The organism is Shewanella septentrionalis (genome assembly GCF_025370265.1).
Lineage (GTDB): Bacteria > Pseudomonadota > Gammaproteobacteria > Enterobacterales > Shewanellaceae > Shewanella > Shewanella hafniensis.
This window is the reverse complement of the sequence record NZ_JAMTCC010000003.1, coordinates 190786-214541: the sequence shown is the minus strand read 5'-3', so window position 1 is coordinate 214541 and position 23756 is coordinate 190786. Positions and strand designations below refer to the sequence as shown.

Here is a 23756-nt window from a genome sequence, read left to right as displayed (position 1 = left end):
AGGGCTTATTTTGATGTGTTTATTGTTAAGCAAATACTTAAATTCTAAGAATGATTGAAATTGTGTTATTTGCCCCAAGATAGTCTTAAGTGCTGCAGTTTTGTAGCGTCCATCACTGAGGTCAATGCCATGCTTTATGATTTAACGGTTGTACAATTTAGCAAGATGCTGAAAAATTTAAGCGTTATTCTTGAAAAGGGCGAATGCTTCGCAAACCTCAAGAAAGTCGATATGGCGGTGCTATTAAACTCACGTTTAGCGCCGGATCAATTTAACCTTATTCGCCAAGTTCAGATTGCCTGCGATACTGCCAAAATTGGCGTGGCACGTTTGACCGATAACTTAGATACAGTGCCAAAGCACGATGATAGCGAAACGACTTTAGCTGATTTGCAAGCGCGTATTAGCTCAGTATTAGATTACTTAGCGACGTTCAAAGCGGATGATTTTGCTAATGCGGCCACGATCCATGTCTCACAACCACGTTGGGAAGGAAAATATCTTACGGGTTATGAGTTTGCCATTGAGCATGCGATTCCGAACATTTACTTCCATGTAACAACAGCCTACGCGATTTTGCGACACAACGGTGTTGAAATTGGCAAGAAAGATTACCTTGGCGCTATGCCATATAAGTCGTAAATCTAGGCTAGATGTAGTACTGTTGCGCAGCCTAATTGTTGCGCAGCAGCGCTTTGCCGCTTGAGCTTACCAACCTTTCTGCATTACTACCTGTTCTTTCTCTACCTATGTTATGCCGCTTTGTCGCTGGAAATTTTGGGCTCGTTAGGGTTCTGTTACGCCGATGAAGTCAATCAATACTCAGTTTTTCATTTCGACCTTACGTCTCGATTATTTTTATCCTGTTAGCATGTGATTTAATTTTGTTGGCTTAGGTAAATGATATGGGCCGTAAGTTTATGAGTCGCCAAATTATCTATTACTTAAATAGTGAATGGCGAATTGACTCATTATAAAGATGACCTGTTTGTTCGTTTTGAGCAGGGATTTACTGGAAGAGCCTATTTAAGGTTCTAATTAAAGGAGTTAGCTATGTCTATCGAATCTCAAGCCGTCGAGAGTCCAACGGATGCGACGACAACTGATTTACCGATAAAGAGCACGAAAGCAAAAAAAGCCGCCATTACTAGTGGTTTGCGCCTCAAAGACAAGTTGACCCAAGACACTCGCCGCCGAATTGAAATTCTGCACGAGCAACGCCAACTATCCAATCGTTTCGGCGTGGATATAGAAATTGACTAAAGCCTTTGGCTTGTCGCTAAGTATTGGATATCACATCTAGATATTTAGCCAGCATGTACAGCTTCACGACGCCCGTCGTGGGGCTAGCTCACTCTCCTTAAGCATTCACTTCTTAAATTCATATTCCATTATCGTGACCATCTCGCCCATATAATCTTCCCGTGAAATCTTTGACCAACCAAGTGTCTGATAAAAGTCTGCTTTGTCTGCGGTAAACAAATAGATTTTTTGTAATCCGAGTGCTTTGGCATAATCAACGACGGCATTGACTAATAATTTCCCTAAGCCTTTATTTCGATAATGTGCATTAACATACACATTCGCCAGCCAAGGGCTTAAGTCGGTTCGGGTATCCATATCTGCTGCGGTTAATGAGGAGGAGCCCATGACTTGGTTAGCTTCTTCACAGATAAACATCTTAGGAATAGCGGCGTCAGAGAGGTACTCGCTCATCTGCTCAATGAGTGTGGTGACTGTGGCGTCCGCGGAACTTAAATGTGCCCATTCTTGATGATGCCATTGTGCTAGCAGTGGAATATGCTGCGGGGCCGATTTTAGGTCGATAACTTTCATATAAATCTCTGACGTGTGTTATGCAAAGGGCTTAATGGTGCGACATAGTGGCACGAATACTTAAGTCTGTTCGCTGGTCTGAATGATGTGGCGGCAGGATTAATTAAGCACGGTTTGGCTGAGTATACCGCTTAACTTGGGATCGGCAGAAATACGCTGGCTTCGAGTCCACCTTGTTTCGCGTGGCTAAAGCTAAGTTCGCCCTGATAACTGTCGATGATATCTTTGCAGATAGATAATCCTAAGCCATGGCCTTGGATGCTTTCATCTAGTCGAATGCCGCGCTCGATGATAATCGACAATGCGGCATCGGAGACGCCTTCGCCATCATCACTGACTATGATCCCATAACCTGCGGTGGGAGCCGTTTGATGCACTATACGGATCTCAATCTTCTTGCGGCTATGTTTGCAGGCGTTATCCAGTAAATTGCCTAAGAGTTCGAGTAAGTCATCCCTGTCAAATGGCATCACTAAGCCACTCGCGTAATGGCTATGAATAATGCGATCTGGGTAGATACGCTGCATCACTTGAATCAGCGGCGCGAGATCGTCATCGAGCACGGTATAACGCCCCGGAGTGGACAGGCCGACAATCTTAGTGCGCTTAAGCTCTCTCTCAATGATGTGGTGCAGGTTTGCGAGCACCTTGCTGCCCTCACTCCTCTGTTCCGGTGGAAGGCTTTCTAGGTAGGACTGCAGCCCTTGTAGCGGACGTTTCATTTCGTGGGCTAAGTTACCCAAGGCATTGCGGGAGCGTTGTACTCGTTGGCCCAATTGATTGACTAAACGATCTATCTCCTCAATCAGCGGGATGATTTCACTCGGCATTTGGTCTGGATTAATTTCTTGCCCTTGGGTGCGCATCTGCCGGATGGCTTCGGGCATCTGCTCTAAGGGTTTAAAGCCGCGTTTAAGTAATTGATACTGTGCCATTAATAGAATAACAATCGTGAGCAACACCGCCGCGCTGGCAAAGGCTAAAAACTGTACTTGGGTCTGTTCGAGCTCGCTGATGTCTTCTGTCACCCACAGTGTCACTAACTGATCATCTTTGATTACGGCCTGACTGAACATCAGCCAATGTTCTTTGCCGACAAACTCAGTGGCTTGCTGGTGCTCACCGGCGGTCAGTTTTGGCATGTTCACGTTATGGTCGAATAGGGAGCGTGAGCGCAGGGTTTGCTCGCCGATTTGAATTGCAAAATAATGCCCAGAATTAACCCTGTGGTACACATTGGGCAAGCGGTCGGTGGTGAGCGCCCAGGTGCCATCGGGATGGTTATTCAGGGCGGAGATCAGGCTGTCGGCATCGTGTTGCAATCGCGAGGCAACAAAGTCTTGGGTTAATATTTGGATACCTTGGTACAGAAAATACAGTAACAGCACCATGGCAAAGGTGAGCGTGATCAGCAGATTGCGCGTCAGATAACCCTTGAGTGAATACACGCCTTTTACTCCTTGAGTCGATAACCTTGGCCGCGACGGGTTTCGATATAATCCTTGCCTAAGCGTTGGCGCAGGCGGTTGACGTACACTTCGATGACATTGCTGTCCTTGATTTGATCTTCTTCGTAAATGCGTTCACTGAGCTCTGACTTAGAGACGATTTTGCTGGGATTGACCATTAAATAATGCAGTAGGCGATATTCAATCTTAGTCAGCTCTATCACTTCACCGTCGACATTGGTGACGGCTTGTTTGTCGACATCGAGGGAAACGCCCGCATGTTGCAACACATTATCGGCGCGGCCAAAGTGGCGGCGGATCAACACTTCGAGCCTTGCGAGTAGTTCTTCGATGTGAAAAGGCTTGCCGAGGTAATCATCGGCACCCGCCTTGAGGCCATCGACCCGTTCGTGCCACGCATCGCGAGCGGTGAGGATCAGCACTGGCATAGCTAAGCCTTTTTGTCGCCATTGGCCGAGGACTTGTAGACCGGGTTTGCCGGGTAAACCGAGATCGAGGATCACGGCTTCGAAGTTTTCTTCTTCGCCTAAAAAGGCGCCATCAATACCGTTATCGGCGTGTTCGACGGTATAACCCGCCTTGTTAAGGGCGGGAATGAGGCGCGCGACCAGATCGGTATCATCTTCAATCAATAGCAAACGCATCAGTCGACCTTTTCCTTTAGCCACTCGCCAGTTTTGGCGTCAATCTTGATTTCATACACTATGCCATCGTCACGGAGGATTTCGAGCTCGTAGATGATCCTTCCATGTTTTTGCTCGACTTCGAGATCGAGTAACCGTCCCTTTAGCCGTGATTCATAGCGTTGCATTATGGTGTCGAAGGGCAAAACCTTGCCCTCCTTAACCCACTCGACCACCTTGTTTGAAAGATCATCGTCATGGGCATCGCAGCTGGGGCTGCTAATCATCCCAACGGCCAAAGCCAGGAATATTAACGGTATCTTCATCGAATATGCCCTTTTCTGCGAGGTTGTGACAATTGCTGCATTGACTGAATGAGCCGACTTTGGGGTTATCTTGCACCATACGTCTTGGGATCTCATCGTGTTTGCGAATAAAAAATGCCAGTTCTGTGATCTTCTGCGGCCCAGCGCCTGCAAGCAGTGGCGTGCTGTTTTTCATCACCTTACCATTTTGCGCCGCATGTTGAACCAGATATTCCTCAATTCTAGCAGTGACTTGAGGATCTAGACTGGCGTTGTCACCAAAGTGATTCTCAAGATTTGCGGTAATGGCGCGCCACTTATCGGCGGGGAGTAAGTTCGCGGGGTAAGCCATGTGGCAGCTGCCACATTCTGCCGTATATTCCGCATTTTGTGGAATGGCGCGGCTAAGCCCACGGCCATCGTCCGCATAGCCTGTGCCGGTTAAGGTTAGGCTGACACCGATAACGCCAATGGCTAATGCCGCAGCTGTGAGTGATGAACCTAAGAACCAGCTAATAGGGTGTGCTTGTTTAGTCATGACATCTTCCTTTTTGTGCCGTTACCTTCTGTGGAAGGTATTGAAATTAATTGATCTAATTGAATGAGCTATAAGGTCGAAATTTGGCGGTTATTGCAGGCTTAACCAGAGTAAGGCATCGCCTTTCTCCTGCGGCGTGCAGTCGCGTTTAAAGGTCCAGTTACAGTTACGGGTAAACCATTTCTCGATTTTGGCTGAGTCGGTTAACCGATCTGCGGTAATCGACGGCGCCATAGGGTCAATGGGTTTACGGGTGTTTTGGTGCATCCCCATGTCGGTGACTTTGGCGGTATGGCAACTGGCGCAGCTGCGACCGTCCATGTCCTGTAGCCAAAGCTTTTGTCCTGCGGCTGCGGTAAAGGGTCCTGCGCCTTGGGCTTGATAGCGTTGCAGTTGCGTGCCGATGCGCTCAGCGCTCAGTGGTAGGCTTTGCACTTTACTGTTGGCGGCGCTAACGCTAAGGCTAGTCAGCAGCAAGGTTGAAATTGTGACGATAGCAAGGCGACTTTTATTCGTGTGTCTGGTGAATCTGTTCATAGGGCATTCCTTTTGGGCTGGATGTCTTGTTGCTAAGCAAAATGGCTAATGGATTAATCTTTTTGTTCCACTGGGCGTTGTTTCTTGCCCGTGACCATGGCTCTGACTAAGTTTTCTTTGTGTAGCAGGCTGCTGACGATGACGCCGCCAACATGGATGACGACAAGGAACACGGTGAAGTTGGCAAAGAATTCATGGACTTCTTTTATGGCGCCTTCGGGCCAAGTGGCGAAAAAGCTCGTGGCTAATGGGCCGTGTCCGTCGGTGGCGTATAGAGCTATGCCTGAGAATCCCGTGATGGCGATGCTGGCAATCAAGGCCACTATCATCATTGCTCCAGCGGGGTTATGGCCTATGTAGTCTTTGGCTTTGCCTGTGATGAGCCCTTTGAGGTACACCAGCACTTCTTTAGGGCGAGTAATAAAGTTGCTAAAGCGCGCATTGTGGGTACCAATCACGCCCCACAGTAGACGAAACACCAGTAAAATTAAGATGCTGTAACCTGCGTAACTGTGGATGGTCATCCACTCGTCTTCGCCTTCAGTGAGGTAGGCTAAGGTGAAAAAGCCGACGAGAGACCAATGGAATATGCGGATTAACAGGTCCCAAACTTTGATGGTTTGCAGTGTGTTTGATGACATGGTGTGACGCTCCTAAGTGGGTTTAGGTGTAGGCTACTTAACCCAAACTTAAACCTCGCTTAAATTTTGAGGGGCGAACATTTAGTGAATTGGTGGCGTTAAGTGGCGCGCTTGCCTAGGTGACGAGCCTTAAATATCAACGAAAGCTCGCTTGTTAACCTCTTGGTATTACGGTAGATTCTGCCACTTCAACCGAGTGAAGGGATTAACTTATCTATGTCTACCGCCGTTATTCGCGCTTTCATTAGCCGCAATCCGAGTCGTAAATCTTTTTTTATTTATGCGGTTTTATTATTTTTGACTGAAGTCTTAATTGCCTTATATGCGCCTGCGGGTTTTATTCGTGGTTTTGTGGGCGATGTATTGGTGGTGATCTTGCTGTTTTGCATGGTGCGGGCTGTCGTTCCTCTAGCAGTCAATTCGGTAGCCAATAGTAAAGACGAGGGCATTAAGCGCTTATTTCAAACTCCTTGGCTGGCGCTTGCGGTATTGCTGTTTGCCTTTGCCATCGAGTTTGGCCAGTATTGGGGCTTAGTCGACAAGTTAGGCTTGGGTGGAAATCGCTTGGCGCGGATAGTGATAGGTAGCCATTTCGACCCACTCGATCTCGTGGCTTATTTTGTCGGTTACTTGATCTTAGTGGGCTGTTATTGGAAAAGCCGCCAGTCCTAGTATTTGAATCCGCAAGTGCCGCGTGATGTGTGTGTTCGCGGATAAGTAGGCGAGATAAGTGGGGTAAGGGATGCAGCCGATAACGGGGTTTTCACTGCTAACAGCACGTACTGATGGACTTGAGCCTAATTCACTGAAAATGCCTTTGTATTTCAATGGCCAATATACTCATACCTCGATTGCTGGCTTAGTGATTGAAGGCCAATATCGCTGCGTTTTACCCAATAAAACCTCGGGGTATTTGGTCATCACTGCTTTCGATTGTCCCTTCGAAGAATCAACCGAGTTTAGTCTGCTCGATGAAGCGTTTAAGCTCATTGCGACGACATCTTTGGCGCAAATGTATGATTCATTCTTACTGCACTCACACTGGCCCATGGCGGATAACCGCTTGCGACTGCACTATTACGGCCAGTTTGTGCTGGATTTAGTCATTACTGCGAGCAGCTCTTGGTTAACAACTCGGCCGAAACTTAAGCTGATTGAAGTTGTTGATCCCCAAAGCGATCCGCAAACGGCCGCCGCTATGGCCGAATTGGATCAGCGTTTAGCAGCCATCGAAAAGTCACTAATGTGGGACTAAAAATGGCGTCATCTGCTGATTTAACCATGCCATAAAGACTTGCAGGCGTTTAGATAAATGCCGCCTGTGTGGGTAGAGCAAGCTTACAGGCATGGGCGGCGCAGGGTAATTTGGCAGGATCTCGACCAACTCGCCAGTGTGTAAATACTTAGCCACCCCTATGCTGGGAACTTGAATGATCCCCAACCCCGCCAAGCAGGCTGAGCTATAGGCATCGGCATTATTTACCGTAATCAATTTAGGCAGTTGGATAGTAAGGTTCCCTTGATGAGTGTGGGGATCTTGATATTCAAAGCCTGAGTCAGTGCCGCCTAATTGGCTTACGTAGTGGACGAGTTTGTGGTTGTGTTGGGTCAAATCTTCAAGGCTTTCGGGTTTACCGTATTGGGCAATATAAGCTGGGCTGACACAGTTCAGCATCTTAAAATGCCCCAGCTTTTTCGCTATTAATCCTTCTTGCTGCACACTGCCGACCCTAATCACACAATCGAACCCTTCGGCAATGACATCCACCTTACGATCTGTGCTGCTTAGTTCAAGCTCGATATGCGGATATTGCTCAATAAACTCAGCCAGTTTAGGGATCACTAAGTTGCGGGCAATGCCTGTCGACATATCGACTCTGAGCCGTCCCGACACTTGCTCGGCTTGCAGTTGGAACAGGCTTTCTAATTCTTGAAATTCCGCCAGTAAACTTTTACAGCGCTCGTAACAGCTCTGGCCATCTTGGGTTAAGCGTACCGTCCGCGTGGTGCGTTGCAACAAGCGTGCGCCTAGAAATGTTTCGAACTGCGCCACCACATTCGATACATGGGTTTTCGATAGACCTAAGCTGACACTTGCTTGGGTAAAGCTTTGTAATTCAGCGACCCGCATAAAAATTTGCATGGCTTGCAGTCTATCTTGCACGGTGATTGTCCTTTATTGGTTAACAGTCTTAGCATTTATAGTGTGTTTATCTCGTTAATTGCAAGTAATAAGCTGTGTGCAGTTAATTAGGCCTCAAGGCTTAGGTTTCACTTCCTGCGACGATTATAAGGACTGACCATGAACACGACTCCAATTGCACTTATCACTGGCGCTAGCCGCGGTTTAGGTAAAAACACTGCCCTGAAATTAGCGGCGCAGGGGATAGATATTATCCTGACCTATCAAACGAATACCGCAGCGGCCGCTGAAGTGGTCGCCGAGATTGAATGGCTGGGACGCAAAGCGGTAGCACTGCCACTGGATGTGAGCGATAGCGGCTCATTTGCCGAGTTTGCCACCCAAGTTAGCACTGTATTAGCTCAGGCTTGGCAGCGGGAGTCGTTTAACTATTTGATTAACAATGCTGGTATCGGGATTCATGTGCCTATGGCGGAAACCAGTATCGAACAGTTCGATACCTTGATGAACATCCACGTCAAAGGACCGTTCTTTTTGACTCAAACCTTATTGCCGCAGCTGATGGGTGGGGGAAGCATTGTCAATATTTCCACCGGCTTGACGCGTTTTGCGATTCCCGGATTTGGCGCGTATGCCACTATGAAGGGCGCGGTCGAAACTATGACTAAGTATTGGGCGAAGGAGTTAGGCCCACGGGGTATTCGGGTCAATGTGCTTGCCCCTGGGGCGATTGAAACAGATTTTGGCGGCGGTGCTGTACGGGATAATGAACAGATGAATCAGTTTTTAGCGCAGCAAACTGCGTTAGGGCGTGTGGGCTTGCCGGACGATATCGGCGGCGCGATTAGTGCCTTGCTATCGCCTGCGGCCGCTTGGATTAATGCCCAACGTATCGAAGCTTCAGGCGGTATGTTTCTTTAGGTTTTTTATAAGCATGTGATTTATTTATATGTGAGATAGAAATAAAGAAAGGGCGAATAGCCCTTTCTTATTTATGTGACTTTTACAGAGCAATCACTGCGAATGCACCATCTTCAACAACGCTTAGCTGCAACCGCTAAGAACAAATGCTAAGAACAACTGCTGTAGCAGGTTAGAGACGTCCTTTATAGAAAGTATCTTAGATAAATCTCCTAACAAAGTCCCTTAGAAGAAACCCAGTGGATTCACATCGTAACTTACCAAGAGATTCTTCGTATTTTGATAGTGGTTGAGCATCATCTTATGGGTTTCGCGGCCAATACCGGATTTTTTGTATCCGCCAAAGGCGGCATGGGCAGGATAGGCATGGTAACAGTTAATCCACACGCGGCCCGCTTGAATGCCGCGTCCCATACGTTGAGCCGTGTTCATGTCTCGCGTCCACACACCAGCGCCTAAGCCGTACTCAGTATCGTTCGCGATCGCTAGGGCTTCGGCTTCATCTTTGAAGGTGGTGACCGAAATCACTGGGCCGAAGATCTCCTCTTGGAAGATACGCATCTTATTGTGGCCTTTCATAATCGTCGGGCTGATGTAATAACCTTCGCTTTGGCCGCCATCGAGTTGGCAAAGTGTGCCGCCCAGTAGCACTTCTGCACCTTCAGCCTTACCTATGGCTAAGTAGCTTAAGATTTTATCGAACTGTTCTTTAGAGGCTTGAGCGCCAACTTGAGTGTCGGTATCTAAGGGATCACCTTGCTTAATGGTTTGCGCACGGGCGAGCACTTTCTCGATAAAGCGATCGAAAATCGATTCTTGGACTAGCACCCGAGATGGGCAGGTACAGACTTCACCTTGGTTAAAGAAGGCCAGTAACATGCCTTCGACGGCCTTATTTAAATATTCGTCTTCATGGTCCATCACATCGGCAAAAAATACGTTCGGCGACTTACCGCCAAGCTCAACGGTTGATGGGATTAAGGATTCGGCGGCGCATTTTAAAATGTGATAACCAATTTCGGTGGAGCCCGTAAACGCAAGTTTAGCAATGCGTTTGCTGGTGGCCAGAGCTTGTCCCGCCTCAGCGCCAAAGCCGTTGACTACGTTAAGAATGCCCGCGGGTAATAGGTCTTCAATCAGCTCGAGTAATACCAGAATCGATACCGGCGTTTGCTCCGCAGGCTTGAGTACCACACAGTTACCCGCCGCCAGCGCAGGAGCGATTTTCCATGCTGCCATCAAGAGCGGGAAGTTCCAAGGAATGATCTGGCCGACCACGCCTAAAGGTTCTGGGAAATGATAGCTGACTGTGTTGCCGTCGATATCAGCGGCGCTGCCTTCCTGTGCGCGGATACAACCGGCAAAGTAGCGGAAGTGATCGACAAATAAGGGCAAGTCGGCGTTTAAGGTTTCACGCACCGCTTTACCGTTTTCCCAGGTTTCGGCGACGGCTAAATATTCGAGATTTTGTTCGACCCGATCGGCAATGCGCAGTAACAGGTTTGAGCGTTCGGTGACTGAAGTTTTGCCCCATGCTTCTTTTGCTGCGTGGGCGGCATCTAACGCTAATTCAATATCTTGTGCATCGGATCGCGGAATTTGGCAAAAGTTTTGGCCATTCACGGGTGAGCGATTGTCGAAGTATTTGCCATTGACTGGGGCGACCCATTTACCGCCGATGAAGTTGGCGTATTTTTCTTTGAAGTTAACGATTGCGCCTGCGGTTCCGGGTTGAGCATAAATCATAGAATCATTCCTTCTTGTGGATGGCATGCTGGGCGTTGGCGCTTTTTACGCTCTGAGCTTCAGCAAGGGAGTCTTGTTGATGCATCTCTAATGGATGCCTTTTTATATATTTTTCGTTTTGCTTTAAGCCAATCCTATTGATTGGCTTAGTGTTCTCTTATGCAACACCTAAGGCCTGCATACTAAGGGTGCATCGCAAGGAGAGTGCCAAACTGGCAAGAGTTGTACACTTGTTGCGCTAACAGTATGATGAAAAGCTAATTTTGCAGATTTGAAACAGTGTGGGCACTCAGGGAGAGAGGTGTGTCCTGTGGTTACTTTGTCATCGAACGGCACACTGCAACTGTGCCGAAACGGAACACAGCTCGGGGGAGCACGGCTATGGCAGTTAAACCGCATTTACCATCGACACAGGCGTGGTTGGCCGATTCGTGGCAGCGCAGCATTGGCGCTGGCTTGTCAGAATTTCAGTTACCCCAAGAGCTTAGGCTCGACGCCAGCGAACTAAAGCAGAAACATGAGCAATATCAAATGCTCATTGCATTAGTGCAATCCCATGCTTTGCCCTTGTTCAATCAGTTGATGGCGCATTCTAATAGCCGACTCTTGCTCTCCGATGCCGAGGGTTATGTGCTTAGGCACTGGGGCGTGAGCCGCTACTCCACAAAACTGGCGGACGTGGCTTTGGATATCGGGGTGAATTGGCTCGAACAGCACAAAGGCACCAATGCGATAGGGACGGCGCTCACCGCCAAGCAAGCCGTATCTGTAGTGGGTGAGCAGCATTTTATTCGTCAGAATCGTTTTATGAGTTGCACCGCCTGCCCGATATTTTCCCCCCAAGGTGAGATGCTCGGGGTGATAGATATCACCAGCGAGCAGCAAAGACACACTCAGCAGACGCTGATGTTAGTGTCGAGCTTGGCGCAGCAGGTCGAAACCGCACTCTTGTGTCATTTGCCCGATAGCCGTTATCGAATCGATTTAGCGGCGCAGCCAAACCTGTTGAATTCGGGTTGGCAGGGCATAGTGATTGCCGATAGTGATGGTCGCATTGTGGGGTGCAATCCCATGGCGAAACAATTACTTAGCCATGCCAAGGTTGGCGATGCCGTCGAGCAGTACTTAGGCGATAATTGGAGCCGTGCGGGTGGCTTTAATCAGCATTTAGACTTGCATCTACAGACTCAGCCCTTAAATATTCCCAGCATCAAGAGTCGGGTAGCGACTAGCAATAAATCGCTCAATCAACTGGGCGTGCGGTTTCGCGACCCTCAACTTGAGCGCGCATGGCAACATGCCAATAAGGTGATCACCAAGCAAATTCCGCTGTTAGTGCTCGGTGAAACCGGTGTCGGTAAAGAGCAGTTTGTTAAAAAACTCCACGCCCAAAGCGCGCGTCGCAGCGAGCCTTTAGTGGCGGTGAACTGCGCGGCATTGCCTGCCGAGTTAGTCGAATCTGAACTCTTTGGTTATCAGGCGGGCGCTTTTACTGGGGCGAACCGCACTGGATTTATCGGCAAAATTCGCCAAGCCCACGGCGGTTTTTTGTTTTTAGATGAAATTGGCGAAATGCCGCTCGCAGCCCAGAGTCGTTTACTTAGGGTGTTACAGGAGCGCGAAGTGGTACCCGTTGGCAGTAATCAAAGTTTTAAAGTTGATATTCAAATCATTGCCGCGACCCATATGGATTTGGATCAACAAGTGGCTCAGGGGCTGTTTCGGCAGGATTTATTCTATCGATTAAATGGTCTACAAGTGCGCTTACCTGCGCTGCGTGAGCGGCAGGATATCGAGCGCATTATCCATAAATTACATCGTAAACATCGCATTGCGCCGCAGGCGATTTGCCCTGAACTGTTAGGACAGATGATGCAACACGACTGGCCCGGCAATTTGCGTGAGCTGGATAATCTTATGCAAGTCGCTTGCTTGATGGCTGAAGGGGATGACACCCTAACTTGGCAGCATTTACCCGATTATCTTGCACAAAAATTAGCGGCAGGGCCGTTAAAAGTGGATCCGTTAAACACACAGCGGTTAAATGAAGAGCTGCCATTAGGTGAAGAGGTTAAAACCGGTCAAAACTCTGCATCATATCTGCTGGCTGGCAAAGTTGTGAGTGACAAAGTTACGAGTGGCAACACTGCGGTTCAATCGGATTCTCTCCACGAGGCGATTTATAGCAATGTGCTACAGGCATACCAAGCCTCTGATGGTAATGTGAGCCAATGCGCCAAGCGTTTGGGGATCAGCCGTAATGCCTTGTATCGTCGATTAAAACAGATGGGACTTAAGGGTTAATATTAGCTCGCGGCGCTTATCAGTAAGTGTAATAAACAACGCAAAGCTCGCTTATCACGCCCATGACTAACCAACTCGCAATGGACTAAAACTGTGAGATTTTAGTCCATAAACTCAGATTTCGGAGTCAGGTAAAATGAGGTCTTGTTGTAGCTTATTCATGCCTAATAGGTTTTATTGATTCATATAATCGATAAAGATCCTTTCTTTTAATTATAAATTCAGAACTATACTGCGGGCAGGCAGAAAAGAGCTTGGCGTTATGCATAGAGAGGAACTGTTATGCATCTTACTAAAAGCCTTTTAATTATTTCTATGGGTCTGACATTGAATGTGCAGGCTCAAACTTTACCAACAAATACCCTGACACGTGACAATGGCGCCCCTGTGGGTGACAACCAGAACTCGATGACGGCGGGCAGTAATGGCAGTGTGTTATTACAGGATGTGCAGCTGATCCAGAAGCTACAACGCTTTGCCCGTGAACGTATTCCTGAGCGTGTCGTCCATGCCAGAGGCACAGGTGTGCACGGTGAGTTTGTATCGAGTGGTGATTTTAATCATCTGACTCAAGCAGCACCCTTTGCACAGAAAGGCAAAGTCACGCCTGTGTTTGTGCGTTTTTCTACTGTTATTCACTCGAAAGGTTCGCCAGAAACGCTGCGCGACCCCCGTGGATTTGCGACCAAATTTTATTCGGACCAAGGTAACTGGGACTTAGTGGGTAATAACTTACCCGTATTCTTTATTCGCGATGCGATCAAGTTTCCAGACATGGTGCATTCGCTTAAACCATCGCCTGTGACCAATATGCAAGATCCGAATCGTTTTTTCGATTTTTTTAGCCACGAAGCGGGCTCGACCCATATGTTGACTCAGGTTTACAGTAACTTAGGTGTACCTGCCAGTTATCGAGAAATGGACGGTTGGGGCGTGCATGCTTACAAGTTTATTAACCAAGACAAGCAAGTGAAATACGTTAAGTTTCACTGGAAGAGTCAGCAAGGTGTAAAAGGGTTACGCCCTGATGAAGTGGTTAAGGTACAAGGTCAAAACTTTAATCATTTGACCGATGATCTCTATGGCGAGATCAATAAAGGTAATTTCCCAAAATGGGATTTATACGTCCAATTACTCGACCCAAGTGAGCTGAATAAGTTTGATTACAACCCGTTAGATGCCACTAAAGTATGGCCAAATGTGCCTGAACAAAAAGTCGGTACTATGACGCTTAATCGCATGCCAGCAAACTTCTTCCAAGAAACTGAGCAAGCGGCATTTGCGCCATCGAATTTGATCCCTGGGATTGAGCCTTCGGAAGACAGATTATTGCAAGGTCGTATGTTCTCCTACGCCGATACTCAGCTGTATCGACTCGGCACGAATTTGTCGCAATTGCCGATTAATAAACCCTTAGTGGCGGTGGCAAACCACAACCAAGAAGGTGCGGGCAATATGGGGCATACCCAGTCCGATGTGAACTACCAACCGAGCGTACATTTAGCCTTGGCCGAAGATAATCGTTATCGTGCGGTAACAACTGCGCTGACGGGGACTGTGCAACAAACGGCTATTAGCAAGCAGGATAACTTTAGCCAAGCGGGCGTCTTTTATCGCAGCTTGAGCAAGCAAGATAGAGCAGATCTGATCACTAACTTGGCCGGTGACTTAGGCAAAGTGAACGATACCAATGTGAAGCATCAGATGCTCAGTCACTTTTATCGTGCAGACCCAGAGTTTGGTGAGCGTTTAACCAAGGTCGTAAAGGGTGATCTGGCCGACGTTAAACAGCGTTCAATCTGATTTTGTTATTTTTAGGACTGTTTGGGTCGCAGAGATTTGCGCGTTAACAGTCCGAACCTAGTAAGTCCCGCAAGACGTAAACAAGCTCTTTTCTGCCCAGTTTAAGAGGGCGTCTTGCGGGCATTTCGTCACGTCTCATTGTTTAAATCTCTATTTTAGCTGTGCTGGGAGCCATTGATGAAACACACTATTGCTATCTTATTATTGATTATTGTGGCCCTGAGTATGTCGGTGGCAATGGGGGCGGGTTCGCTTCAAGCGCCATTGGTTACACCCGCAACTGTCAGTCAAACGGACGAGCCCGATACCGCACAAGTACAATTGCTGGTGGACTACTTTTTTGCTGCAGCGCGTACCGGCGATATCACTGTGCTTGAGCATTTTCTCGATGCGGGCTTCCCTATTGACCAGAGAAATAGTCAAACCTATACCGCGCTAATGATGGCGGCCTATAACGGCCAAGAGGCTGCAACGGATTTATTGCTTGAGCATGGTGCTAATGCTTGTTTGCAAGATAAGCGTGGTAATACGGCAATGATGGGCGCAGTGATTAAGGCCGAATTCACTATCGTAAAGCGGCTATACGCGAAAGAATGCGATGCGAACCTAACGAATAATGCCGGAATGACCTTGACTGAGTTTGCCCGCTACTGGGGTCAAAGCGGCGCTTTACAGCAGGCGAGTTTAAAGCAATAAAGACGCTAGATCTTGCCATCTCTTGCGCTTGATCACTTTTGGTCATTATCTTTAATCTGTTTAGATCTCAGCATTTACTATTAGCAATAAGTCTGCTTGTTAATGATGTCTATGCCTTTTATGGTAACTTTTTGAATATCGTTTAATACGGTTTGGCCTTCGGAGAGCGATTTATGTTTGATGCTTTACTACTGACGCAAGAAGATAAACGTACGTTTGCTCAAGTTTCACAAATCACAGAAGCTGATTTGCCAGAAGGGGAAGTCTTGGTTGATGTCGCCTATTCCTCGCTGAATTATAAAGATGGTTTAGCTGTGACGGGTGCTGGCAAAATCATTCGTCAGTTTCCTATGGTACCAGGCATCGATTTTGCGGGCGTGGTGCGCGAATCGACGGATGCAAGATACCAAGTTGGCGATCAGGTGATTTTGACGGGCTGGGGCGTGGGCGAAAACCACTGGGGTGGTATGGCGCAAAAAGCGCGAGTTAAAGCCGACTGGCTGGTGCCCATGCCGCAAGGTTGTGATGCCGCTAAATCCATGATGATAGGCACGGCTGGGCTTACGGCTATGTTGTGCGTGCAAGCGCTGCAACAGGCTGGGATAACACCGCAAAGTGGGGATATTCTTGTCACAGGTGCCAGTGGTGGTGTGGGTTCTGTGGCGGTAACTTTGCTCGCCAATGCTGGCTATCGTGTGGTCGCCTGCAGTGGTCGAGTTGAACAGAATGCGCCTTTATTGAAGGAGCTTGGTGCTGCAGAAGTGATTGATCGCAGTGAGCTTGAACAAGATGCTAAGCCGCTTGAGGCGCAGCTCTGGGCGGGTGTGGTCGATACCGTTGGCAACAAGATCCTTGCCAAAGCATTAGCGCAAATGCAGTACGGTGGCGCCGCCGCTATCTGTGGTTTAGCGGGAGGTTTTGCATTACCAACAACCGTTATGCCGTTTATTTTACGGGGTGTGAGCCTACTGGGAATTGACTCCGTTTCTTGTCCATTCGAGAAACGAAAAGCGGCGTGGGAAGCTGTGATTAAAGCACTGCCTGCACATTTTTATCAGCAAGCTTGCCAGCAGATATCATTGGCAGAGGTGCCTGATTTCGCGAATAAAATTATCCAAGGTCAAGTTACCGGACGTGTATTAGTTAAGCTATAATCTCGTTTTCTACGTTTTAACACAATGGCAACACTGAGGTGTTGCCAATTACGACTAATTAGTTCAGCCTCCTGTACTTGTTCTTCATATCGGCTATTTCGGCAGTGTAATCGTCACTTTAAGGCCCGTTGGTATACGGTTCTCGGCTTTAATCTTACCTTTGTGGGCGGTAATCGCAGCTTCAGTGATTGCCAGCCCAAGTCCCCAGCCACCGCTTTCTCTTTGTCGTGCTGAGTCAGGGCGATAGAAGGGTTTGAAAATGGCATCGAGTTCGGCGGCATCTATGCCAGGTCCATCGTCTTTTATCGTGATTTTTACTTGATCAGCTGTTGCACTCGCCTGTAACTGAATGTCGCTTGCGGCATAGCGAATTGCATTACGCAGCAGATTTTCAATCGCGCGGGAAAGTGATTTAGGAAAATGCGCTAACTCAATTTCTTCATCGATATCGATAGTAATGCTTTTACCTTGCTGTTCTGCTTCAAATTCTGCATCGTCTAAAACTTGGCTCAGGGATTCTGCCAAGCCTAAATGTACTTTGGTTTCGTTAGTACTGAGCTTGACCCGCGAGAGCTCTAATAATTCACTGATAAGCTTTTCGAGTTGCTCGGCTTCATAGCCGATACGATCCGTTTCTGCCGTTTGCTGGCCCTTTTTACGGGCGAGGGCTAACGACAATTGTAAACGGGTGAGCGGGGTACGTAGCTCATGGGAAATATCGCCCATCAATCTCTGTTGATTGTTCATCATAGATTCGATGGAGTCGGCCATGCTATTGAAGGCCTTAGCTAATTGGCCTATTTCATCTTTACGCTGTGTAGTGGACTTATCGACACGATGACTTAAGTCACCCTCTGCGAGGGCATTAGCACTCTTTTTAAGTGAATTTAATGCCTTACCTAAATGCCACGCGAGCAGGCCACATAATAATCCCGATAGGAAAATTGCTAAGCTTAAAGTTAATAACTTATTTTCGGCGAAGAAGAAAAACCAAGGCCGCGGATGGTTATCCGGCAAGCGGCCGTAGAGTGAATAGGTTTCAGCGCCCAGATTAAATTGATAGGGACCAAACACCAACTCATCTTTAAATTGATGGCTAATCGGTTGTTTTTCTTCATCTGCCATCAGCATAAAGCTGCGCACACCGCGACTCACTCTGTGGGTGTTGACTACTTGACCTTGGCTGTTGACAAGATAGACCCGTAGCGGCTTGCCTTCCATGTCTCGATGTCTTTCCCAGCGGCGAAGAAAATCGGACTCCAGTAAGGCGGGGTTTTCTTGAATGCGCTTAGCTATAGTCGATAGGACTTTTTCAAGGTGAGGTGGCAGCGGCGCACGGTCGTGACTCTGTTGCAGCAATGGCAACAGACCGACCAAGGCAATGATCAGCGAGCTGCAGAGCCAGAATCCGAGCAATAATTTGATAAATAAACGATTAGGCACAGTCGATACCGCCATTAAGGGAGCCAAATATAACCTTTGCCACGGATGGTTTTCACCCTTGGCCGACCATCGCTACGCTCGGGGAGTTTTTTACGTAGATTCGATAAATGCATGTCTAAGCTGCGATCGAAGGGCATGAGTTTTTTGCCGAGTACTTTCTCGTTCAACTCTTCCTTATTCATCAACTCTCCCGCGTGCAGCGCAAGGGTGTGCAGCAGAGTGAATTCTGTGCCTGTGAGTATGATTAATTGCTCATTACAGTAAGCTTCTTGGCGCGATGGATCTAAGCGCAGATCGCCAAACTCTTGGGCTGGCGCGGCATGGATTTCTTGGGTTGTTAAGTTCGAGCGACGAATAATGGCGCGGATACGGGCGATTAATTCTCTGTCATTAAACGGCTTTGGCAGATAATCATCGGCGCCGATTTCAAGCCCAACTACGCGATCGATTTCATCGCCGCGAGCGGTCAGCATTAATACTGGCGTTTGCTTGTGCTGACGCAGTGCACGCAGGACTTCAAAACCGTTCAATTTAGGTAGCATGACATCGAGTAAGATTAGATCGTAATCCGCATTTAGTGCCAGATCTAAACCCTGTTTACCATCGTAAGCCAAGGTTAACTGAAACCCTTCTAACTCGAGCAGTTGCCCTAGCAGCTCAGATAAACCCAGATCGTCATCGATTAATAATATCCGACTCATATTGTTCCTTAATCTCTGTAATATGGCCTTATGCGCCCATGTAATACTGGCACTTTTAGCGCTTTGGCTGAGTATACCTGTTTTGATGTCAATTGCTGTGTAGCAATGTAAGCCAAAGTAAAGAATAGAGAATCTGTTATACCCAAGCAGCCTCAGGATAAGAGTTTCAGAGCGTCTAGGGTGATTCAATTCAAGGCGCATCAATGACAGAATGTCGGCCACCTTTTGAATTGATGCAACTTTACAGTGATTTACTCAGGCAACGTCCTCACTTACATATAGGGGTTTAGACTGGAAGGGTCGAAAGTGACTCGGCTTAAAAGGGTCGTCACTGTATCTTTTATTTGCCATATTAAAGTTGAACCACTGAGGTTAACACTATGAAAACATTATCACCTTTGAAAGCGAGCCTGTTTGCCATTCTAGCGAGTTCTGCGGTTTTAGCGACAACAGTCAATGCCGAACCGACAGACGGTGGCTGTGATTTCTCCCGTTCTGAATTCCACAAAGGCGACCGTATGGAACATGGCGGCCGACACATGGATAAGCGTGGCATGCATCGTATGTTTGAAGGGCTAGATTTAACCGATGCCCAAAAAGCTGATATCAAAAAGCTGTTTGCCGATCAGAAAGCCGCGCGTGCCGATAGCCGCCCAACGAAAGAGCAGCGTTTGGCCCATCGCACTGAAATGCAGGCCTTGATGACGGCCCCTAATTTTGATGAAGTGCAAGCCAAGGCACTGATGAGCGCGCAGCAAGAACAGCGTCAAGCTCAAGCCATTGAACGTATGAAGCTGCATAATCAAATCTACAATCTGTTGACACCAGAGCAGCAAGCTAAGTTTAAAGCGCGATTTGAAGCACAAGCTGGTAAAGAACCTCGCGGTTAAGCGTCTTAGCTGATATACAATAGGGTCATAGCTTCCCAAGATAGATCCCTTATGACTCAGACTTCCCAATACGATTTTTGGGTCAAACTGGCTAGCCGCGCTTCCGTGGCTACCGCTTTGATCCTTATTCTTATCAAGCTGTTCGCTTGGCTTTATTCCGGCTCTGCCAGTATGTTGGCATCTTTGACGGATTCCTTTGCTGATGCTCTCGCTTCTATTATCAATTTTATTGCCATTCGTTACGCGCTTGTGCCGCCTGATCATGACCACAGATATGGCCATGGTAAGGCTGAGCCGTTAGCGTCTCTAGCGCAATCCGCCTTTATTATGGGCTCCGCATTTTTATTACTTTTCTATGGTGGCGAGCGTCTATTAACACCTGTTCCGGTTGAAAATGCCACCATAGGTGTGGTGGTTTCTGTCATAGCGATTGTGATGACGTTAGCCTTGGTCATGTTGCAGAAACGCGCATTGGCGGCAACAAAAAGTACTGTGGTTGAGGCTGATTCGCTACACTATAAATCAGATTTATTCCTTAATGGTGCGGTATTGCTAGCACTCGTCCTATCCCAATATGGTTGGTGGTGGGCTGACGGACTGTTTGCAGTAATGATTGCATTCTATATTGGTCATCAAGCCTTTGGCTTAGGTTATCGCTCAATTCAAGCCTTGTTAGACCGAGAGTTAGACGAAGAAACTCGCCAGCAAATCACGCAAATCGCGATGGAAGATCCACGGGTGCAAGGGCTGCATGATTTACGCACTCGTCAGGCTGGCAAAACCGTTTTTATCCAATTTCATTTAGAGCTTGATGGCAATTTGAGTTTGAATGAAGCCCACAGTATTGCCGATACGACAGGAATAAGAGTCAAAGCTGCCTTCGAAGATGCCGAGGTGATTATTCACCAAGATCCGGTAAGCTAAAAGCCGCTTGATGGTCTAATTCAAGGATGATAAAGCGATATTAATCGCTTAGGAGTAGGGATATGGCGTTATGGATAGAGAAGCAAAGCCATCGATTAAGTGAGAGTACTCAGCTCATTTGCCGTTACCATCGCTTATCGACTTGCTTTGAATTGGTATTACAGCAAGACGAAAGCCCGTTGGTTTGTCAGGGAGATGTGCAATTAGAGATAAAAAAGATGCAGCCAATACAATGGTATAAACGACCTCTTTTTTATCTTCCAAGACATATCAAGCTTAATCATGAGGATAGGCAATATCAGCTGAGAGTTTTGCCTTTTCCCTTTTTTTGGCGTGCGCGTTTGCGTTGTGCTGAAACAGGCAACATTGTGATTGAAGAATGTTTGGTGGGCCGCAAGCGTAGAAGTATCGTGCGTGTTATTTATTTGGGCATAATCAATTTACTGCGAGTAATGCTGCAAGTTATTACTTAATATGTTTGATACTAGGAGTTGCCAAAGGCAACTCCATTACGCTAGTTTACTCCATCGACAGCTCTTTGAGTTTTCGCGTTAAGGTATTTCGTCCCCAGCCCAAACGTTTCGCCGCTTCCTGTTTATGGCCTTGAGTATGGCGCAGCGCAGTTTCTAGTAGTATGCGTTCGAAAGCGGGTTGTACCTCAGTTAATAGATCGCTGTTTCCTTCCGAGAGTTTTTGATCTATCCACTCAGTCAGTGCCGATTGCCAATCTTGGCTGCCTTTCGCCGTGTGGGTGACACTCACAGGATCTTTCAGTAATTCTGGCGGTAAATCTTGGGGTAAAATTTCTTGCCCCGATGCCATAACGGTTAACCAGCGGCAGGTGTTTTCGAGTTGTCTGACATTACCGGGCCAAGGTAATTGGGAGAGTTTTACCGCGGTTTCCTTGGTCATGATCTTAGTTTCCACGCCAATTTCCTTCGCTGCCGAGGCGAGGAAATGGGTGGCGAGTTGGGGAATGTCTTCCCGTCTTTGTGACAGTGGCGGTAAGTGCACGCGGATCACGTTGAGGCGATGGAATAAGTCTTCCCTAAAGCCGCCTTTTTGCACTAATAATTCAAGATCTTGGTGAGTCGCCGCTATAATACGCACATCCACTTGCACCGCATTATGACCACCGACGCGGTAGAACTGGCCATCGGCAAGTACTCTGAGTAACCGTGTTTGTACATCTAGCGGCATATCGCCGATTTCATCTAAAAAGAGCGTGCCGCCGTTCGCTTGTTCGAAGCGACCTTGGCGGACATTGGCTGCGCCAGTGAAGGCACCTTTTTCGTGGCCGAATAGCTCTGATTCGATCAAATCCTTAGGGATCGCAGCCATGTTCAGCGCGATAAACGGCTTATCTTTACGTGGGCTGTGTTTGTGTAACGCGCCAGCCACTAATTCTTTACCAGTCCCCGATTGGCCATTGATCAGCACGCTGATCGACGAGCGTGAAAGCCTGCCTATGGCGCGAAACACTTCCTGCATCGCTGGCGCTTCACCTATGATTTCGGGTGTTTTGACTTGGGCTTCCTGCGCGGGTGCGGGGCTCTGTTCAGTGGCATGGGTGAGTGCGCGCTCGACCAGAGAGATCGCCTCATCGATGTCGAAGGGTTTAGGCAGATACTCAAATGCGCCCGCTTGATAGGCACTGACGGCGCTGTCTAAGTCCGAGTGCGCCGTCATAATGATCACGGGAATATGGGGGTAATGCACCTGCAATCGTTCGAGCAGACTTAACCCGTCCGTGCCTGGCATACGGATGTCCGACACTATCACGTGCGGTTGCGATATTTCTAAGGCCTGCCATAGGGATTCGGCGGCGGCAAAGCTGGCGGTACTGAGCTTGGCACCTTGAAGTGCCTTTTCGAGTACCCAACGTATCGAGCTGTCATCGTCGAGGATCCACACTTGTTCACTAATTCGCATCTTGCTTCCTCATACGGTATGGGTAGGTACTGTCGAAATTATTTAGCGCCTAAAATCGGTAATGAAATGATGAATTCGGTGTGCCCAGCGCTGGAGAGGCAATCGATTCTGCCCGAGTGTAAACGGGCAATATTATGGGCAATTGAGAGGCCTAAACCTGAACCTTGCTCACGGCCTGTCACCATTGGATAAAATAATGTGTCCATCAGCTCAAGCGGTATGCCGGGGCCGTTGTCGATTATCGATAGGGTTAACACTAGCTTGTGGCGCTGTGAACCTATGGTGACTTGGTGTTGAGTGCGAGTGCGGAGCAAAATCTCGCCGCCCGTATGCTCAAGCGCCTGCACCGCATTTTGTAAAATGTTGAGCACGGCTTGCTGCATTTGGTCTGGGTCCATCTCGATATCGGGAATGGATGGATCGTAATCCCGTTTAAGCTGAATGTTAGCGGGTAGCGCCATTTCAACTAGCTTATAGACCTTCTGTACCACTTGATGGATGTTGTGCAGACTGTGCTGCGTCGGCCTTTGGGGGCCGAGCAGGCGATCCACTAAATTACGCAGTCGATCGGCCTGCTCTATGATGAGGGTAGTGAATTCCTTCAGCGCCGGATCATCCAACTCCCGCGATAACAATTGCGCCGCACCGCGAAGACCGCCTAAAGGATTTTTGATTTCATGGGCTAAGTTGCGCACCAGAAACTGCGCCGCTTGTTGCTGTGCATCTTGGCTCAGCTGCTGATGAATGCGTCTTTGTTGATCGACTTGGCGCAGTTCGAGCAGGCTGAGTTCAGCCTCATCATCGAGTGGAATAAGGGTTAAATCAACGGTATGGTGCTGACCATCGAGCATGACTAGGGCCGCCGTATTGACCGTTAAACCTTGGCCAGCTGTTACCGCATCCCTCAATAACTGGGCTTCGACACCGAGGATTTGATAATGCTCAGGCAAAGCTTGTTCTACGAGTCTATGGCTGCCAACACCTAATAATTGCTCTGCTGCTGCGTTGGCATAACAAGGCTTAAGATCCTTATCTATGACAAGTACCGCGGTAACTAAATGATTGAGCAGTGTCTCTTTATCCATCGACCGTTCCTAGAAATAGGGTTGCACCACTATGGTGCACCAATCTGGTGCAAGCTGCAACTTGT

The 23756-nt window shown here is 47.9% G+C and carries 25 protein-coding genes; 12 read left to right on the top strand and 13 right to left on the bottom strand.

Annotated features, from left to right (window positions below; translation table 11 throughout):
- Window positions 1–129 precede the first annotated feature (129 nt).
- Complete coding sequence (locus tag NE536_RS02965; RefSeq protein ID WP_011845500.1) at window positions 130–642, top strand: DUF1993 domain-containing protein; 513 nt, start codon at window positions 130–132, stop codon at window positions 640–642.
- Between the two features lie 411 nt (window positions 643–1053).
- Window positions 1054–1263 carry a hypothetical protein gene (locus tag NE536_RS02960; protein ID WP_220591706.1) on the top strand — a complete coding sequence of 70 codons (210 nt, stop codon included), beginning with the start codon at window positions 1054–1056 and terminating at the stop codon, window positions 1261–1263.
- Window positions 1264–1368: 105 nt separating this feature from the next.
- Here the strand turns inward: NE536_RS02960 and NE536_RS02955 are convergent, their stop codons facing one another.
- From NE536_RS02955 to NE536_RS02925, 7 genes are all read right to left on the bottom strand, one after another.
- Window positions 1369–1836: a GNAT family N-acetyltransferase gene (locus NE536_RS02955; RefSeq protein ID WP_259591062.1), complete on the bottom strand. Its 468-nt coding sequence runs from the start codon at window positions 1834–1836 to the stop codon at window positions 1369–1371.
- Between the two features lie 131 nt (window positions 1837–1967).
- The gene (locus tag NE536_RS02950; protein ID WP_261271750.1) at window positions 1968–3284 is read right to left on the bottom strand and encodes a sensor histidine kinase; all 1317 of its coding nucleotides are present in this window, start codon (window positions 3282–3284) and stop codon (window positions 1968–1970) included.
- 5 nt (window positions 3285–3289) lie between these two features.
- Window positions 3290–3949: a winged helix-turn-helix domain-containing protein gene (locus NE536_RS02945; protein WP_006079718.1), complete on the bottom strand. Its 660-nt coding sequence runs from the start codon at window positions 3947–3949 to the stop codon at window positions 3290–3292.
- Complete coding sequence (locus NE536_RS02940) at window positions 3949–4215, bottom strand: PepSY domain-containing protein (protein ID WP_011845502.1); 267 nt, start codon at window positions 4213–4215, stop codon at window positions 3949–3951. The genes NE536_RS02945 and NE536_RS02940 overlap by 1 nt, the downstream gene beginning before the upstream one ends.
- Window positions 4208–4771, bottom strand: a complete 564-nt coding sequence (locus NE536_RS02935) for a diheme cytochrome c (RefSeq protein ID WP_261271749.1) — start codon at window positions 4769–4771, stop codon at window positions 4208–4210. Before NE536_RS02935 ends, NE536_RS02940 begins: the two co-directional genes overlap by 8 nt.
- A gap of 90 nt (window positions 4772–4861) precedes the next feature.
- Window positions 4862–5308, bottom strand: coding sequence for a DUF1924 domain-containing protein (locus NE536_RS02930; protein ID WP_261271748.1), 447 nt, complete (start codon window positions 5306–5308; stop codon window positions 4862–4864).
- Window positions 5309–5361: 53 nt separating this feature from the next.
- Window positions 5362–5949 carry a cytochrome b/b6 domain-containing protein gene (locus NE536_RS02925; protein WP_259521481.1) on the bottom strand — a complete coding sequence of 196 codons (588 nt, stop codon included), beginning with the start codon at window positions 5947–5949 and terminating at the stop codon, window positions 5362–5364.
- 216 nt (window positions 5950–6165) lie between these two features.
- Here NE536_RS02925 and NE536_RS02920 point away from each other — a divergent pair, with 216 nt between their 5' ends.
- Both NE536_RS02920 and NE536_RS02915 read left to right on the top strand, forming a co-directional pair.
- On the top strand, window positions 6166–6621 hold the full coding sequence (locus NE536_RS02920; protein WP_106648437.1) for a ribosomal maturation YjgA family protein: 456 nt from the start codon (window positions 6166–6168) through the stop codon (window positions 6619–6621).
- Between the two features lie 70 nt (window positions 6622–6691).
- Window positions 6692–7204, top strand: a complete 513-nt coding sequence (locus tag NE536_RS02915; protein ID WP_261271747.1) for a hypothetical protein — start codon at window positions 6692–6694, stop codon at window positions 7202–7204.
- On the opposite strand, the gene NE536_RS02910 is transcribed toward NE536_RS02915, so the two are convergent.
- Window positions 7190–8113: a LysR family transcriptional regulator gene (locus NE536_RS02910; protein ID WP_261271746.1), complete on the bottom strand. Its 924-nt coding sequence runs from the start codon at window positions 8111–8113 to the stop codon at window positions 7190–7192. The two genes, NE536_RS02915 and NE536_RS02910, sit on opposite strands and share 15 nt — an antisense overlap.
- Window positions 8114–8251: 138 nt before the next feature.
- Here NE536_RS02910 and NE536_RS02905 point away from each other — a divergent pair, with 138 nt between their 5' ends.
- Window positions 8252–9013: an SDR family NAD(P)-dependent oxidoreductase gene (locus NE536_RS02905; protein ID WP_261271745.1), complete on the top strand. Its 762-nt coding sequence runs from the start codon at window positions 8252–8254 to the stop codon at window positions 9011–9013.
- A gap of 225 nt (window positions 9014–9238) precedes the next feature.
- On the opposite strand, the gene exaC is transcribed toward NE536_RS02905, so the two are convergent.
- Window positions 9239–10759, bottom strand: a complete 1521-nt coding sequence (gene exaC, locus NE536_RS02900) for an acetaldehyde dehydrogenase ExaC (RefSeq protein ID WP_006079725.1) — start codon at window positions 10757–10759, stop codon at window positions 9239–9241.
- Window positions 10760–11140: 381 nt separating this feature from the next.
- On the opposite strand from exaC, the gene NE536_RS02895 reads away from it, so the two are divergent.
- The 4 genes from NE536_RS02895 (at window position 11141) to acuI (ending at window position 16716) form a co-directional block, all read left to right on the top strand.
- Window positions 11141–13063 (top strand): sigma-54-dependent Fis family transcriptional regulator, encoded by a 1923-nt coding sequence (locus tag NE536_RS02895; protein WP_261271744.1) that lies wholly within the window; start codon window positions 11141–11143, stop codon window positions 13061–13063.
- A 282-nt stretch (window positions 13064–13345) separates the two neighbouring features.
- Window positions 13346–14866, top strand: coding sequence for a catalase KatE1 (gene katE1, locus NE536_RS02890; protein WP_280925546.1), 1521 nt, complete (start codon window positions 13346–13348; stop codon window positions 14864–14866).
- A gap of 177 nt (window positions 14867–15043) precedes the next feature.
- Window positions 15044–15562: an ankyrin repeat domain-containing protein gene (locus tag NE536_RS02885; RefSeq protein ID WP_261271743.1), complete on the top strand. Its 519-nt coding sequence runs from the start codon at window positions 15044–15046 to the stop codon at window positions 15560–15562.
- A gap of 173 nt (window positions 15563–15735) precedes the next feature.
- Window positions 15736–16716, top strand: coding sequence for an acrylyl-CoA reductase (NADPH) (gene acuI, locus NE536_RS02880; RefSeq protein ID WP_261271742.1), 981 nt, complete (start codon window positions 15736–15738; stop codon window positions 16714–16716).
- Between the two features lie 93 nt (window positions 16717–16809).
- On the opposite strand, the gene NE536_RS02875 is transcribed toward acuI, so the two are convergent.
- Both NE536_RS02875 and NE536_RS02870 read right to left on the bottom strand, forming a co-directional pair.
- The gene (locus tag NE536_RS02875) at window positions 16810–18174 is read right to left on the bottom strand and encodes an ATP-binding protein (RefSeq protein WP_261271741.1); all 1365 of its coding nucleotides are present in this window, start codon (window positions 18172–18174) and stop codon (window positions 16810–16812) included.
- Window positions 18174–18860: a response regulator gene (locus NE536_RS02870; protein WP_106648428.1), complete on the bottom strand. Its 687-nt coding sequence runs from the start codon at window positions 18858–18860 to the stop codon at window positions 18174–18176. The genes NE536_RS02875 and NE536_RS02870 overlap by 1 nt, the downstream gene beginning before the upstream one ends.
- Before the next feature lie 380 nt (window positions 18861–19240).
- Between NE536_RS02870 and NE536_RS02865 the strand changes: the two genes are divergently transcribed.
- The 3 genes from NE536_RS02865 to NE536_RS02855 all read left to right on the top strand — a co-directional run bounded on the left by NE536_RS02865 (window position 19241) and on the right by NE536_RS02855 (window position 21147).
- Window positions 19241–19750, top strand: coding sequence for a Spy/CpxP family protein refolding chaperone (locus tag NE536_RS02865; protein WP_107403272.1), 510 nt, complete (start codon window positions 19241–19243; stop codon window positions 19748–19750).
- Between the two features lie 51 nt (window positions 19751–19801).
- On the top strand, window positions 19802–20674 hold the full coding sequence (gene fieF / locus NE536_RS02860; RefSeq protein ID WP_011982137.1) for a cation efflux pump FieF: 873 nt from the start codon (window positions 19802–19804) through the stop codon (window positions 20672–20674).
- 62 nt (window positions 20675–20736) lie between these two features.
- A complete protein-coding gene (locus NE536_RS02855; RefSeq protein ID WP_261271740.1) occupies window positions 20737–21147 on the top strand; it encodes a hypothetical protein in 411 nt (136 codons plus the stop codon).
- A 46-nt stretch (window positions 21148–21193) separates the two neighbouring features.
- Here the strand turns inward: NE536_RS02855 and glnG are convergent, their stop codons facing one another.
- Both glnG and glnL read right to left on the bottom strand, forming a co-directional pair.
- Entirely contained in the window at window positions 21194–22606 is a 1413-nt protein-coding gene (glnG, locus tag NE536_RS02850; protein ID WP_011982139.1) for a nitrogen regulation protein NR(I), read from the bottom strand.
- Window positions 22607–22644: 38 nt separating this feature from the next.
- On the bottom strand, window positions 22645–23691 hold the full coding sequence (gene glnL / locus NE536_RS02845) for a nitrogen regulation protein NR(II) (protein WP_261271739.1): 1047 nt from the start codon (window positions 23689–23691) through the stop codon (window positions 22645–22647).
- Between the last annotated feature and the right edge of the window lie 65 nt (window positions 23692–23756).